The organism is Micromonospora sp. LOL_015 (assembly GCF_048060275.1).
Taxonomy (GTDB): Bacteria; Actinomycetota; Actinomycetes; order Mycobacteriales; family Micromonosporaceae; genus Micromonospora_E.
In genome coordinates, this window is sequence record NZ_JBHMIO010000004.1 from 199,196 (window position 1) to 211,668 (window position 12,473).

13 protein-coding genes are annotated in these 12,473 nt (G+C 70.3%); 5 read left to right on the forward strand and 8 right to left on the reverse strand.

Annotated elements, in window-relative coordinates; genetic code table 11:
- The first annotated feature begins 27 nt into the window (after positions 1-27).
- The 3 genes from ACFHWU_RS06340 to ACFHWU_RS06350 are packed head-to-tail and all read left to right on the forward strand — an operon-like array spanning position 28 to position 3,552.
- Positions 28-1,194 carry an agmatinase family protein gene (locus ACFHWU_RS06340; RefSeq protein WP_416590058.1) on the forward strand — a complete coding sequence of 389 codons (1,167 nt, stop codon included), beginning with the start codon at positions 28-30 and terminating at the stop codon, positions 1,192-1,194.
- 16 nt (positions 1,195-1,210) lie between these two features.
- Positions 1,211-1,927, forward strand: coding sequence for an aliphatic sulfonate ABC transporter substrate-binding protein (locus ACFHWU_RS06345; RefSeq protein WP_416590094.1), 717 nt, complete (start codon positions 1,211-1,213; stop codon positions 1,925-1,927).
- The gene (locus ACFHWU_RS06350; RefSeq protein WP_416590059.1) at positions 1,924-3,552 is read left to right on the forward strand and encodes an ATP-binding cassette domain-containing protein; all 1,629 of its coding nucleotides are present in this window, start codon (positions 1,924-1,926) and stop codon (positions 3,550-3,552) included. The genes ACFHWU_RS06345 and ACFHWU_RS06350 overlap by 4 nt, the downstream gene beginning before the upstream one ends.
- A 43-nt stretch (positions 3,553-3,595) precedes the next feature.
- On the opposite strand, the gene ACFHWU_RS06355 is transcribed toward ACFHWU_RS06350, so the two are convergent.
- Both ACFHWU_RS06355 and ACFHWU_RS06360 read right to left on the reverse strand, forming a co-directional pair.
- Positions 3,596-3,988 carry a VOC family protein gene (locus ACFHWU_RS06355; protein ID WP_416590060.1) on the reverse strand — a complete coding sequence of 131 codons (393 nt, stop codon included), beginning with the start codon at positions 3,986-3,988 and terminating at the stop codon, positions 3,596-3,598.
- A gap of 17 nt (positions 3,989-4,005) precedes the next feature.
- The gene (locus tag ACFHWU_RS06360; protein ID WP_416590061.1) at positions 4,006-4,488 is read right to left on the reverse strand and encodes a winged helix-turn-helix transcriptional regulator; all 483 of its coding nucleotides are present in this window, start codon (positions 4,486-4,488) and stop codon (positions 4,006-4,008) included.
- Between the two features lie 56 nt (positions 4,489-4,544).
- Between ACFHWU_RS06360 and ACFHWU_RS06365 the strand changes: the two genes are divergently transcribed.
- Together ACFHWU_RS06365 and ACFHWU_RS06370 are read left to right on the forward strand one after the other, a co-directional pair.
- Positions 4,545-5,078, forward strand: coding sequence for a PaaI family thioesterase (locus ACFHWU_RS06365; RefSeq protein ID WP_416590062.1), 534 nt, complete (start codon positions 4,545-4,547; stop codon positions 5,076-5,078).
- Positions 5,079-5,100: 22 nt separating this feature from the next.
- A complete protein-coding gene (locus ACFHWU_RS06370) occupies positions 5,101-6,360 on the forward strand; it encodes an MFS transporter (protein WP_416590063.1) in 1,260 nt (419 codons plus the stop codon).
- Positions 6,361-6,369: 9 nt separating this feature from the next.
- On the opposite strand, the gene urtE is transcribed toward ACFHWU_RS06370, so the two are convergent.
- The 6 genes from urtE to ACFHWU_RS06400 all read right to left on the reverse strand — a co-directional run bounded on the left by urtE (position 6,370) and on the right by ACFHWU_RS06400 (position 12,353).
- Positions 6,370-7,062 (reverse strand): urea ABC transporter ATP-binding subunit UrtE, encoded by a 693-nt coding sequence (urtE, locus tag ACFHWU_RS06375; RefSeq protein WP_416590095.1) that lies wholly within the window; start codon positions 7,060-7,062, stop codon positions 6,370-6,372.
- Positions 7,063-7,067: 5 nt separating this feature from the next.
- Positions 7,068-7,874 (reverse strand): urea ABC transporter ATP-binding protein UrtD, encoded by an 807-nt coding sequence (gene urtD, locus ACFHWU_RS06380; RefSeq protein WP_416590064.1) that lies wholly within the window; start codon positions 7,872-7,874, stop codon positions 7,068-7,070.
- Positions 7,871-9,073, reverse strand: a complete 1,203-nt coding sequence (gene urtC, locus ACFHWU_RS06385; protein WP_416590065.1) for an urea ABC transporter permease subunit UrtC — start codon at positions 9,071-9,073, stop codon at positions 7,871-7,873. The genes urtD and urtC overlap by 4 nt, the downstream gene beginning before the upstream one ends.
- The gene (urtB, locus tag ACFHWU_RS06390) at positions 9,070-9,945 is read right to left on the reverse strand and encodes an urea ABC transporter permease subunit UrtB (RefSeq protein WP_416590066.1); all 876 of its coding nucleotides are present in this window, start codon (positions 9,943-9,945) and stop codon (positions 9,070-9,072) included. The genes urtC and urtB overlap by 4 nt, the downstream gene beginning before the upstream one ends.
- A gap of 33 nt (positions 9,946-9,978) precedes the next feature.
- Positions 9,979-11,205 (reverse strand): urea ABC transporter substrate-binding protein, encoded by a 1,227-nt coding sequence (urtA, locus tag ACFHWU_RS06395; protein ID WP_123601119.1) that lies wholly within the window; start codon positions 11,203-11,205, stop codon positions 9,979-9,981.
- Positions 11,206-11,435: 230 nt separating this feature from the next.
- Positions 11,436-12,353, reverse strand: coding sequence for an acyl-ACP desaturase (locus ACFHWU_RS06400; RefSeq protein WP_416556812.1), 918 nt, complete (start codon positions 12,351-12,353; stop codon positions 11,436-11,438).
- Positions 12,354-12,473 lie beyond the last annotated feature (120 nt).

Consider the following 12,473-nt stretch of genomic DNA (forward strand, 5'->3'; position numbering starts at 1 on the left):
AGCCAGGCCCTCATTCGGAGGTGCCCCGTGGGCTTGCACCACCATCATCACCACAATCACCAGCACCGCGACCAGCAGCCCAGCGACCAACCCGAGCTGCACGGCAACTACGGCCCGGAGGCAGCGTACGCGGTCGCCCGCGAGGCCGAACTGCCCACCACCAAGTGGGAAGAGGAGATCGCCCGGGGCCTGGAGTACGGCCTGCCCGGTGCCGATTCGATCGTCGACAAGCGGATCCCGACGTTCTCCCGTGGCGAGCTGCCGCACTTCGCCGGGATCAACACCTTCCTGAAGGCACCGTACGTCGAGGACGTGCGCCGCTGCGGCGAGTACGACGTGGCGGTGCTCGGCGCACCGTTCGACGGTGGCACGACGTACCGCTCGGGAACCCGGTTCGGGCCGCAGGGTATCCGCAAGATCTCCGCGCTGTACGGGCCGTACTCGTTCGAACTCGGCGTCGACCTGCGCGAGTCGATCACGATCGCCGACCTCGGTGACGTCTTCACCATCCCGGCGAACATCGAGAAGACCTTCGACCAGATCTCCAAGGCGGTCAGCCACGTCTACTCCTCCGGGGCCTTCCCGGTGGTGCTCGGCGGGGACCACTCGATCGGCTACCCGACGGTGCGCGGGGTCGCCGAACACCTCGACGGCAACCTGGGCATCATCCACTTCGACCGGCACGTCGACACCCAGGAGACCGACCTCGACGAGCGGATGCACACCACCCCGTGGTTCCACGCCACCGACATCCCGAACGTGCCGCCGAAGAACCTGGTGCAGATCGGCATCGGCGGCTGGCAGGCACCCCGCCCCGGAGTCAAGGTCGGCCGGGAACGCGGCACCACGATCATGACGGTCACCGACTGCGTCGAGATGGGCATCGAGGCCGCCGCCGAAAAAGCCCTCGAAGTCGCCTGGGACGGGGCCGAGGCGGTCTGGCTGTCGTTCGACGTGGACTGTCTGGACGCCGCGTTCGTGCCCGGCACCGGCTGGCCCGAACCGGGCGGTTTCCTGCCCCGCGAGGTCCTCAAGTTCATCCAGCTGATCGCCGAACGGCCGTTGGCGGGCATCGAGGTGGTCGAATGCTCGCCGCCGTACGACAACGCCGAGATCACCTCGCTGATCGCCACCCGGGTCATCTGCGACACCCTCGGCTGTCTGGTCCGCGCCGGGCATCTGCCGCGCCGCTGAGCCACTCAACGACACCCTGTCGTCGGTCAGCGGCGGCGCGACGCAGACCGTGGTGCTGGTCAACGACAACTCGACCGGCAACGACCAGATCATCGCCGCGCCGGGGATCGACTCGGTGGCCGACCTGGCCGGTAAGCGGGTGGCGATCGAGGAGGGCACGGTCGACCACTACCTGCTGCTGCTGGCGCTGGCCGAGGCCGGGCTGAGCGCCGACGACGTCGAGATCAGCCCGCTGCTGACCGACGCGGCCGCCGCCGCGTTCCTGGCCGGGCAGGTCGACGCGGTGGGCGCGTTCGCCCCGTTCACCACGACCGCGCTCGGCCGCGAGGGCAGCCGGGCGATAGCCACCTCGGCCGATTTCCCCGGCGCGATCCCGGACCATCTGGTGTTCGACTCGGCGTTCGTGGCCGCGCATCCGGAGCAGGTGCAGGCGGTGGTGGACACCTGGTTCGACACGCTGGGCTGGATCGCCGACCACCCGGACGAGGCGGTGGAGATCATGGCGGCGCAGGCCGGAGTCAGCGTCGAGGACTACCGCACGTACGACGCCGGGACGACGATTTTCGACCTGGCCGACAACCAGGCGGCGTTCGAGCCGGGCGACACCCCGGCCAACCTGGACTTCCAGGCCCGGTCGATCGCCGAGTTTCTGGTGGCGACCGGCCTGGTCGACGAGGCACCACCGCTGGACGGGCTGCTCGACGGGCAGTTCGTCGCGGCGGTGTCGCCGTGACCGTCACCCGGGAACCGTCGGCGGCCACCGACGGTGCGGACCGGGCGTCGTGGGGGCCGCTGCCCCGGCGGCGTCCGGCCCGCCGGGTCCCGGCGCTACTGGCCATCCGGACGCCGATCCCGACGACCGGCCGGTGGACGCTGACCGTCGCCTCGGTCGTGGTACCACTGGCCGCCTGGCAGATCGGCAGCATGCTGGTCGACGGGCAGCCGGACTTCCTGCCGTCGCCGCTGGAGTCGGTGGCGGCCGGGGTGGAGATGGCCCGGACGGGTCAGCTGTGGAGCGACACCGCCGCGACGGTCGGTCGGGTGCTGCGCGGCTTCGGCCTGGCGGTGGCGGTGTCGGTGCCGCTCGGCCTGCTGATGGGCAGTTTCCAGGCCGGTCGGGCGGCGCTGGAGCCGATGATCGGCCTGCTGCGGTACCTGCCGGCCAGCGCGTTCATCCCGTTGCTGATCATCTGGCTGGGGCTCGGCGAGCCGTCCAAGGTGGCGTTGATCTTCATCGCGACGGTCTTCTTCAACACCCTGATGACCGCCAACCTGGTCCGCACCGTGCCGGCCGGGCTGATCGACGTCTCGTACACCCTCGGCGCCCGCCGATCCGAGGTGTTGCGCAAAGTGATCGTGCCGCACTCGCTGCCCGGCATGATCGACTCGATCCGGGTCAACGCGGCGGCGGCGTGGAACTTCGTGGTGGTCGATCGTGATCGCCCTGATCGGGGTGGCGATCGACCTGGCGCTGCGGACGACCCGCGACCGGGTCGGGAGGTGGGCATCGTGACCGTGACCGAAGGTGCGGTTGCCACTTCGGGCCCAGGCCCGTCGCTGGTGCGCCTCGACGGCGTCGGCAAGGACTTCCGGACCATCGCCGGCGGCTCGCTGCGCGCGCTCGACGGCGTGGATCTGGCGGTACGCCGGGGCGAGTTCGTCTGCCTGGTCGGCGCATCCGGGTCGGGCAAGTCCACCCTGCTGTCGCTGATCGCCGGGCTGTCCACGCCGAGCCGGGGCACCGTGCTGCTCGACGGTGCGCCGGTCACCGGGCCGGGTCCGGACCGGGGGCTGGTGCTGCAGAGCGGTGCCGTGTATCCGCGGCGGACGGTGGAACGCAACGTCGCGTTCGGGCTGGAGCTGCTGCCGGTCAGTCGGGCCGAACGGGCCCGGCGGGTCGCCTGGTACCTGACCGAGACCGGGCTGACCGGGCTACGGCACGCGCTGCCGAAGCAGCTCTCCGGCGGGCAGCGCCAGCGGGTGGCGATCGCCCGGGCGCTGGCCTGCGAACCGCGGGTGCTGCTGCTCGACGAGCCGTTCGGTGCCCTCGACGTGCAGATCAAGGAGGACATGCAGCTGTTCGTCCGCCGGGTGTGGGCGGACACCGGCACCACGGTGGTGACCGTGACCCACGACGTCGAGGAGGCGGTCTTCCTCGGTCAGCGGGTGGTGGTGCTGGCCAGCGACCCGGGCCGGGTCGCCGCCGACCTGCCGGTGGAGCTGCCGCCGGACCGGGACGGCGGGCCACGGGACCTGGCCGTCAAACGGCTGCCGGAGTTCCTGACGCTGCGCGCCGAGGTGGAGGACCAGGTCCGCGCCAACCACCAGCGGCACGCCGCCGCCGGGTCCGGCGGCTGACGGCGACCGCCGGCTGACGTCGGCCGGGTTCGACGGCTCGGGCTCAGGCGGGGCCGATCAGGTCCCACCGGTTGCCGGCGATGTCGACGAAGACCGCCACCCGGCCGTACGGTTCGGTGCGCGGCGCGGTCACGAACCGCACGTCGTGGTCCACCATCCGCTCGTACGCGGCCTCGAAGTCGTCCACCCGCAGGAAGAAGCCGACCCGGCCGGCCGTCTGGTTGCCGATTGCCGCCCGCTGGGCGTCGCCGTCGGCGCGGGCCAGCAGGATGCCGGTCTCGGCACCGGGTGGCCGCACCACCACCCACCGCTTGGGGCGGCCGTCGTTGGTGGTCGACGGGGAGTCCTCGACCAGCTCGAAGCCGAGGACGGTGGTGAAGAAGTCGATGGCCGGGTCGTAGTCGTCGACGACGATGGCGATGAGCGAGACATACACGCCCGCAGCTTAGGGCTTCAGCCGGTCGGTTCACGGCGGCGGGCGCCGGGGCCGGGGCGGGGCAGGACGTCGCGGGGGTCGGCGACGTCATGGCCGGCGGCGCAGCGCATCGTGACGCCGACCTCGGCGCCGCAGTCACGGTGGGCCACGGCCAGCGGCGGGCCGTCCGGGTCGGCGCAGTACCGGTCGCCCCACTGCAGCAGCGCGACCAGCACCGGCCACAGGTCGAGCCCTTTGCCGGTGAGCCGGTACTCGTAGCGGTGCCGCTCCCCCGGCTCCTGGTACGGGTGGCGGCGCAGCAGGCCCTGGTCGACCAGCATGGTGAGCCGGTTGGTCAGCACCTGGCGGGGTACACCGGTGCGCTCGCGCATCTGGTCGAAGCGCCGTACGCCGTTGAAGACCTCGCGGAGCACGACGACGGTCCACCGCTCGCCGATGACCTCCATGGTGCGGGCGATGGTGCAGTTGTCGATGGACCAGTCGAGTGCGGTAGGTCTCACCCCGACCAGGCTAGGTCTCGTTGACAGACCTAGCAACTGGCTGCCAGGCTGCGTCCATGACACAGACTCAGCAGCCGGCGCCGGACACGGCGCAGCGCAGCCGTACCTTCTCGTGGACCGACCCCGCCACGGTGCGGCTGGCGGCGTTGAACGGCCTCGACGGGCTGGGCCAGCTGCGGGCGATGGCCTCCGGTGCGATCCCCGCCCCGCCGGTGATGGTGATGCTGGGCCTCGAAGGGTTGGAGCCCGAGCACGGCCGGGTGGTCACCGTGCTGACCCCGCAGGAGTTCCACTACAACGCCCTGGGCACGGTGCACGGTGGCATCCTCTCGACCCTGCTGGACACCGCAGCCGGCTGCGCGGTGCACTCCGTGCTGCCGGCCGGGACGAGCTACACCTCGATCGACCTGAACGTGAAGTTCCTGCGCCCGGTGACGCTCGCCTCGGGCACGCTGCGCTGCGAGGGCACCGTCGTGCAGCGTGGGCGGCGCACCGCGTACGCCGAGGCGAAGCTGACCGACGCCGCCGGCCGGCTGGCCGCCCACGCCACCTCGTCCTGTCTACTGTTCGAGCTACCGCCAGCCAGCTGAGACCGCCCGGCCGGCCGGTTCCTTGCCCGCCGCTGACATCATCGCGCGGGTGAGTGTCGACCCGCAGCGCCTTGGCGGCCGCTTCTGGCGGCTGTGGTCGGCATCGGTGGTCTCCAACCTCGCCGACGGGATCGTGAAGATCGGGCTGCCGCTAGTCGCGATCGGCTACACCAGCTCGCCCGCGCTGGTGGCCGGGGTCGCGGTGGCGTTCTCCCTGCCCTGGCTGCTCTTCGCGCTGCCGGCCGGCGCGCTCGTCGACCGGCTCGACCGGCGCCGGGTGATGCTCGCCGCCAACACCTTCCGCGCCGGGGTAGCCGGCGCGCTGGCCCTGACCATGGTGCTCGACCTCGGCTCGATCTGGCTGCTCTACGCCATTGCGTTCAGCGTCGGCGTCGCCGAGACCATCTACGACACCTCGGCCCAGTCGATCCTGCCGCAGTTGGTGCCGCGCGTCCTGCTGCCCCGCGCGAACGGGCGGCTGCACGCCGCCGAGATGACCGCCAACCAGTTCATCGGCCCGCCACTGGCTGGGTTCCTGGTCGCCGCCAGCGCGGCCGTCGCCGTGGCCGGGCCGGCCGGGCTGTGGGCCGCTGCCGTCGCGACGCTGCTGCTGGTGGGTGGTCACTTCCGGGTCGAACGGGCCGCATCCACTACGATGCGCGCCGAGATCGCCGAAGGGCTGGGCTTCCTCTGGAGGCACCGGCTGCTACGCACCCTCGCGGTGATGGTCGGCGTCAGCAACTTCACCACCAACGCCGTCTTCGGGGTGCTGGTGCTCTACGCGGTCGGCCCCGGGTCGGCGATGGGGCTGACCGAGCCCACCTACGGTTTGCTGCTGACCACGGTCGCCGCCGGTATCGTGCTCGGCTCGTTGGTCGCCGCTCGGATCGAGCGCCGACTCGGCCGGGCTCGGGCTCTCTGGGTGTCAGTGGTCGCGTGTGCCGGTCTGGTCGGCGCGCCGGCGCTGAGCACCAACGCGGTCGTGCTCGGCGCGGTCTTCTTCGGCGGCGGCATCCTGGTCGCCACCTGGAACGTGATCACGGTGTCGCTGCGCCAGCGGATCACCCCGGACCGGCTGCTGGGCCGGGTCAACAGCGGGTACCGGATGCTCGCCTGGGGCAGCATGCCGCTGGGTGCCGGCACCGGCGGGCTGCTGGCCGAGGTGTTCGGTCTCCGCGCGGTGTTCGCGATCATGGGCGGGTTGGCGCTCAGCCTGCTGGTCGGCATGTTCTGGGTCACCGACGCCGCTATCGACGCCGCCGAACGCGACGCGGCGACCTGAAAACGTAGGTCAGACCGAGAGCAGTTGGCGGACCGACTCGTCGCGCAGGTCCTCCTTGTCGCCGGCCCGGACCACCTCGCCAGCGTCGAGGATGACGAACTGGTCGGCCAGCCGCAGCGCCAGTTCGAGGTACTGCTCGACCAGCAGGATCGCCAGCCCGGCCTCGGAGTGCAGCCGTTCGATCGCCTCCTCGATCTCGACGATGATCGACGGCTGGATGCCTTCGGTCGGCTCGTCGAGCAGCAGCATCTTCGGCCGGGTGACCAGTGCGCGGGCGATCGCCAACTGCTGCTGCTGACCGCCGGAGAGGAACCCGGCCCGGCGTCGCAGCAGGCCCCGCAGCGCCGGGAACAGGTCGAGGGCCTCGTCGACGCTGGACTTGTCGGTCCGCGCCGCCTCGACCGCGACCTGCAGGTTCTCCGCGACGGTCAACTGTGGAAAGGTCTCGTGGCCCTGCGGCACGTAGCCCAGCCCGAGGCGAACCCGCTCGTGCGTGCGTAGTTTGGTGATGTCGCGCCCCTCGAAGGTGACCCGGCCGGCTCGCACCGGCAGCACCCCGGTGATCGCCTTCAGCAGCGTGGTCTTGCCGACCCCGTTGCGCCCCATCACACAGACCAACGCACCGGCCGGGGCCTGCAGGTCGACCTCGAAGAGCACCTGGGCCCGGCCGTACGCGACGTCGAGTGACTCGACGGTCAACATGGCACTCACGACGACGCCTCCTGGACGATCGGGGATCCCTGCGCGGCGGCCGGCGACCCGGCGGGTTCGTCGGTCTCGTCCCGGCTGCGCCCGAGGTAGACCTGCTGCACCCGGGGGTCGGCCTGCACCTGAGCGACGGTGCCCTCGCAGAGCAGTCGGCCCTCGTGCAGCACCGTGACGGTGCTGGCGAACCGGCGCAGGAACTCCATGTCGTGCTCGATGACCATCACCGTGTGGTCCTTGGCGACCTCGCGCAGCAGCTCACCGGTACGGTCGCGTTCGCTGCGGCTCATCCCGGCCACCGGCTCGTCGAGCAGCAGCAGGCTTGGCTCCTGCACGATCAGCATGCCGATCTCCAGCCACTGGCGCTGCCCGTGGGAGAGCACCCCGGCCGGCCGGTACGCCAGGTCGGACAGGCCAGTGGTGTCCAGCGCCCGCGACACCTGGTCGGAGACACCCCGGCGGCGACGCAGCAGGCCGACCATCCGCCGGCGGAAGCTGGCCGCCAGATCGAGATTGTCCAACACGGTGAGCTGCTCGAACACCACCGAAGTCTGGAAGGTCCGGCCGATGCCGAGCCGGACGATCCGGTGTTCCCGCTGGCCGACGAGTTCCTGGCCGTTGAACCGCACCGACCCGGACGCCGGCTTGGTCCTGCCGGTCACCACATCGATCAGGGTGGTCTTGCCGGCACCGTTGGGGCCGATCAGGAAGCGCAGTTCCCCCGGCTCGACGGTCAGGTCGAGGTCGCTGATCGCCCGGAAGCCGTCGAAGACGACGTCGAGGCCGCGTACCTCCAGTTTGCCGCTCACGGTTTCGCACCTCCGACCCCGACGGTGGTCTCCGCCGGTCGCCCGGCGGCGTCGGTGGCCGCGCCGTCCGCGCCGGCCGCCGGGGAGACCGGTGCGGCTGGTCCGGCACGGCCGGGCCAGCGGTGCCGTACCGCCGCCCAGCCGTCGGCGAGCAGCCCGGCGAGGCCGCGCGGCGCCCACATCATCACCGCGATGAACAGGCCACCGAGCAGGTAGAGCCAGCCGGACGGCCACTGTTCGCTGAGCACCGTACTGCCGTAGTTGAACAGGATCGCCCCGCCGACCGCACCGACCAGCGAGAACCGCCCGCCGATGGCGACCGCGACCAGCATCTCGATCGACGGCACGACGCCGAGGTCGGCCGGGCCGAGGATGCCGACCACCGGCACGAACAGCGCGCCGGCGATGCCGGCCATGGCCGCCGACAGCGCGTACACGATGGTCTTCACCACGGCCGGGTCGTAGCCGAGGAACCGGACCCGGTCCTCGCCGTCGCGGATGGCGACCAGCAGCTTGCCGAACCGGGAGTGGGTGAGCTGCCAGGCGGCGAGGAACACCAGGCCGAGCGCGCCGACGGCGAGGGAGTAGACGATCCGCTTCTGCGTCGGGTCGTACAGGTCGAGGCCGAAGAAGAACTGCATGTTGGTCAGGCCGTTGGTGCCGCCGGTCAGGCCCTGCTGCCCGACCAGCAGGATCACGAAGGCGGCGGCCAGGGCCTGGGACAGTACGGCGAAGTAGGCGCCGCGTACCCGCTGGCGGAACACCAGGGTGCCCAGGATCAGCGCCACCACGGTGGGCAGCACGACCACCATGACCAGGGCGAACGCCGGGTTGCGGAACGGCCCCCAGATGGCCGGTAGGGTCTCCACGCCGCTCCACACCATGAAGTCGGGCAGGTTGCCCTCACCGGCGTCGGTGAGTTTGAGGTGCATGCCCATCGCGTAGCCGCCGAGGCCGAAGAACACGCCCTGCCCGAGGGTCAGCATGCCGCCGCGCCCCCAGGCGAGGTAGATGCCGACCGCGACGATCGCGTAGCAGAGGTACTTGGCCAGTAGGTCGAGCCGGAACGGGCTGAGCACCAGCGGTGCCACGACCAGCAGCAGCACGCCGACGGCGACGAAGCCGACCGGTCCGGGCCAGCGGGCGGCGAAGCGGGTTGCCGGCCGTGCGGCGGGGTCGGTCGTCCGGGCGGCGCTCATGTCAGCGCCCGGGAACGGAGGACGAACATGCCCTGCGGACGGAACTGGAGGAAGGCCACGGTCACCGCGAAGACCACCACCTTGGCCAGACTCGCATCGGTCCAGAATTCGACGAAGCTGTTGATCACGCCGAGGGCGACCGCCGCGATCACCGCCCCGCGCAGTTGTCCGAGCCCTCCGGCGACGACGACGAGGAACGCGTCCACGATGTAGTAGGTGCCCAGCGACGGCCCGACCGGGCCGATCAGGGTCAGCGCCACCCCGGCGACGCCGGCCAGGCCGGAGCCGATGAAGAAGGTGAGCTGGTCGACCCGCTGGGTGGCCACCCCGGTCACCGCGGCGAGTTCGCGGTTCTGCATCACCGCCCGCATCCGGCGGCCGTAGGACAGTTTGCTCAGGTAGAGCGAGATCGCCACCACGCAGCCGACCGCGAGGGCCATGATGAAGATCCGGTTGTACGGCAGCTGTACGCCGGCCACGTCGATCCCGCCGGTGAGCCAGCCGGGCGCGGTGACCTGCACGTTCGGCGCACCGAAGATGTCCCGGGCCAGTTGCTGCAGGATCAGGCTGACGCCGAAGGTGAGCAGCAGGGTGTCCAGCGGCCTACCGTAGAACCGCCGGATCACCAGTCGTTCCAGGATCAGGCCCATGGTGCCGGCGATGAGGAACGCGACCGGCAAGGCGGCCGGGACGGCCTGCGCCCCGACCAGCCCCTGCATCATGTACGCGGTGTAGGCGCCCGCCAGGATGAACTCCCCGTGGGCCATGTTGATGACGCCCATCTGTCCGAAGGTGAACGTCAGTCCCAGCGCGATCAGGAGCAGCACCGCTCCGATGCTCGCGCCGATGACCAGTTGGTTGAGTACCGCCATGGCGGGCACCTCCCTCCGCTTGCTACCGACCGGTCAGGACAGGCCTTCGGCCCAGTCGTAGCCGGTCAGGTACGGGTCCGGCTTGATCGGTTCACCGGAGTTCCACACCTCCTGGATCTGGCCGTCGGGCTGCACCACGCCGATCCGGGCCGTCTTGTAGACGTGCTGGTTGTCGCCGTCGATGGTGACGGTGCCTTCCGGGGCCTCGATGCTGATCCCGCCGGCGGCCTCCTTGACCGCCTCGACGTCGGTGCTGCCGGCCGCCTCGACCGCCGCCGCCCACAGGTAGACCGCGTTGTAGCCGGCCTCCATCGGGTCGGAGGTGACCTTCTCCGCCCCGTACTTGGCCTTGAATGCCTCGACGAAGGCGGTGTTCCGCTCGCCTTCGGTGGTCTGGTAGTAGTTCCAGGCCACCAAATGGCCGGCGACGTTGTCCGGGCCGATGCCGACGACCTCCTCCTCGGCGACGCTGACCGACACGGTCGGCATCGTCTCGGCGGTGACGCCGACGCTGGTCAGTTGCTTGAAGAAGGCGACGTTGCTGTCGCCGTTGAGGGTGTTGAACACCGCGTCGGGCTGGGCCTGCTGCAGCTTGTTGACCACGGTGCTGTACTCGGTGTGGCCCAGCGGGGTGTACTCCTCGCCGACGATCTGCATGCCGTTGGCCTCGGCGTACGCGGTGATGATCTTGTTGGCGGTACGTGGGAAGACGTAGTCGCTGCCGACCAGGAAGATCGTCTGATGGCCCTGCTCGGCGAGGTAGTCCAGGGCCGGGACGATCTGCTGGTTGGTGGTGGCCCCGGTGTAGAAGATGTACTCGGAGCTCTCCAGCCCTTCGTACTGCACCGGGTACCACAGCAGCGCCTTGTTGCGTTCGAAGACCGGCAGCATCGCCTTGCGGCTGGCCGACGTCCAGCCACCGAAGACGGTGGCGACCTTGTCCTGGGATATGAGCTTCTGCGCCTTCTCGGCGAAGGTGGGCCAGTCCGACGCGCCGTCCTCGACGACGGGTTCGATCTGCTTGCCCAGCACGCCACCGGCGGCGTTGATCTCCTCGATCGCGAGCAACTCTGCGTCGCGTACGGTGACCTCGCTGATCGCCATGGTGCCGCTCAGCGAGTGCAGGATACCGACCTTGATGGTGTCGGAGTCACCGCCGCCACCGGCCGAGGACGTGGGGTCCTCCGCACAGGCGGTCGCGGCAACCAATGTCGACAATATACAGAGTGCGGCGAGGCCGCCCCGGAAGCGTCGTGGCATCCAACTCCCCTTCAGCCGAAATCGTGGTGCCACGAAACGTAGGGACGCTGGGTTTCATGAATCTCGACCCATCGATTTCCAACGCGTTAAGCCCGTCTCACAACGAACCTGAACGGCTGTGCGGTCAGCAACTAGGACAGACACGGTGGACGGGCTACACACGACGAAGGTCCCGTGGCCGACCAGCCACGGGACCCGTACTCACCGTTCCTGAAGCGCCGCGACGGCACTTACCGGCCGCGGGCGCGCCGTTCCTCCCGCCGGGTCTCGAACCGGGACGCGGCGGTGTCCAGTTGGGTCATCTGCGCGGCGATCTGGTCCCGGGCCGCCTCGCCGTCGGCGTCCAGCCCGGTGACGTTCCAGATGTCCCACTGGCGCAGCACCGGCGCGAGCACCTCGTCGCGGTGCTGACGCAGGTCGTAGATGCCGGCCATGGCGATCGCCACCGACTTTCGGGCGAAGCCCTCGATGCCCACGCCCGGCATCTGGAAGTTGGCGACCACGTCCGCCACCGCCCGCATCGCCTGGCTCGGCGCCAGCTCGAACGCCGCGCCGAGCAGGTTGCGGTAGAACATCATGTGCAGGTTCTCGTCGGCGGCGACCCGGGCCAGCAGCCGCTCGCAGAGCGGGTCACCGGTGGCTCGGCCGGTGTTGCGGTGTGAGATCCGGGTGGCCAGCTCCTGGAACGACACGTACGCCAGCGAGTGCAGCACCTCGTCGTCGTGCTGGTTAACGTACCCGTTGGACATGTGCACCATCCGGGCCCGCTCCAGCTCGACCGGGTCGACCGCCCGGGTGACGGTGAGGTAGTCCCGGATGGCGGTGCCGTGCCGGCCCTCCTCGGCGGTCCACCGGTGCACCCAGGTGCCCCAGGCACCGTCGCGACCGAACAGGGTGGCGATCTCGTGGTGGTACGAGGGCAGGTTGTCCTCGGTGAGCAGGTTGACGATCAACGCGGTACGGGCGACGTCTGGGATCTGCGAGTCCTCCGGCGACCAGGGTTCACCGCCGAGCGGGCCGTCGAAGGTCCGTCCGTCGCTCCACGGCACGTACTCGTGCGGGAACCACTCTTTCGCCAGGCCGAGGTGCCGGTCGAGGTTCTCGGCGACCACCGGTTCGAGCTCGACGAGCAGCGCGGTCTGGGACATCGGGGTGGTGGCGGCGACGGTCAATGACGTTCTCCCTACCGGGGCAACCTACGACAGCGTAACTTACGCAACCGTAGGTTATGTCACGCCGAGCCGCCACTTTCCCCGACGATCTTGCGG

Excerpts from the sequence above, each read along its gene's own strand:
- urtC (WP_416590065.1), bottom strand. The coding sequence starts at position 9,073 with ATGAGCGCCGCCCGGACGACCGACCCCGCCGCACGGCCGGCAACCCGC.
- urtA (WP_123601119.1), bottom strand. The coding sequence starts at position 11,205 with ATGCCACGACGCTTCCGGGGCGGCCTCGCCGCACTCTGTATATTGTCG.
- ACFHWU_RS06400 (WP_416556812.1), bottom strand. The coding sequence starts at position 12,353 with ATGTCCCAGACCGCGCTGCTCGTCGAGCTCGAACCGGTGGTCGCCGAG.
- urtB (WP_416590066.1), bottom strand. The coding sequence starts at position 9,945 with ATGGCGGTACTCAACCAACTGGTCATCGGCGCGAGCATCGGAGCGGTG.
- urtE (WP_416590095.1), bottom strand. The coding sequence starts at position 7,062 with ATGTTGACCGTCGAGTCACTCGACGTCGCGTACGGCCGGGCCCAGGTG.
- ACFHWU_RS06365 (WP_416590062.1), top strand. The coding sequence starts at position 4,545 with ATGACACAGACTCAGCAGCCGGCGCCGGACACGGCGCAGCGCAGCCGT.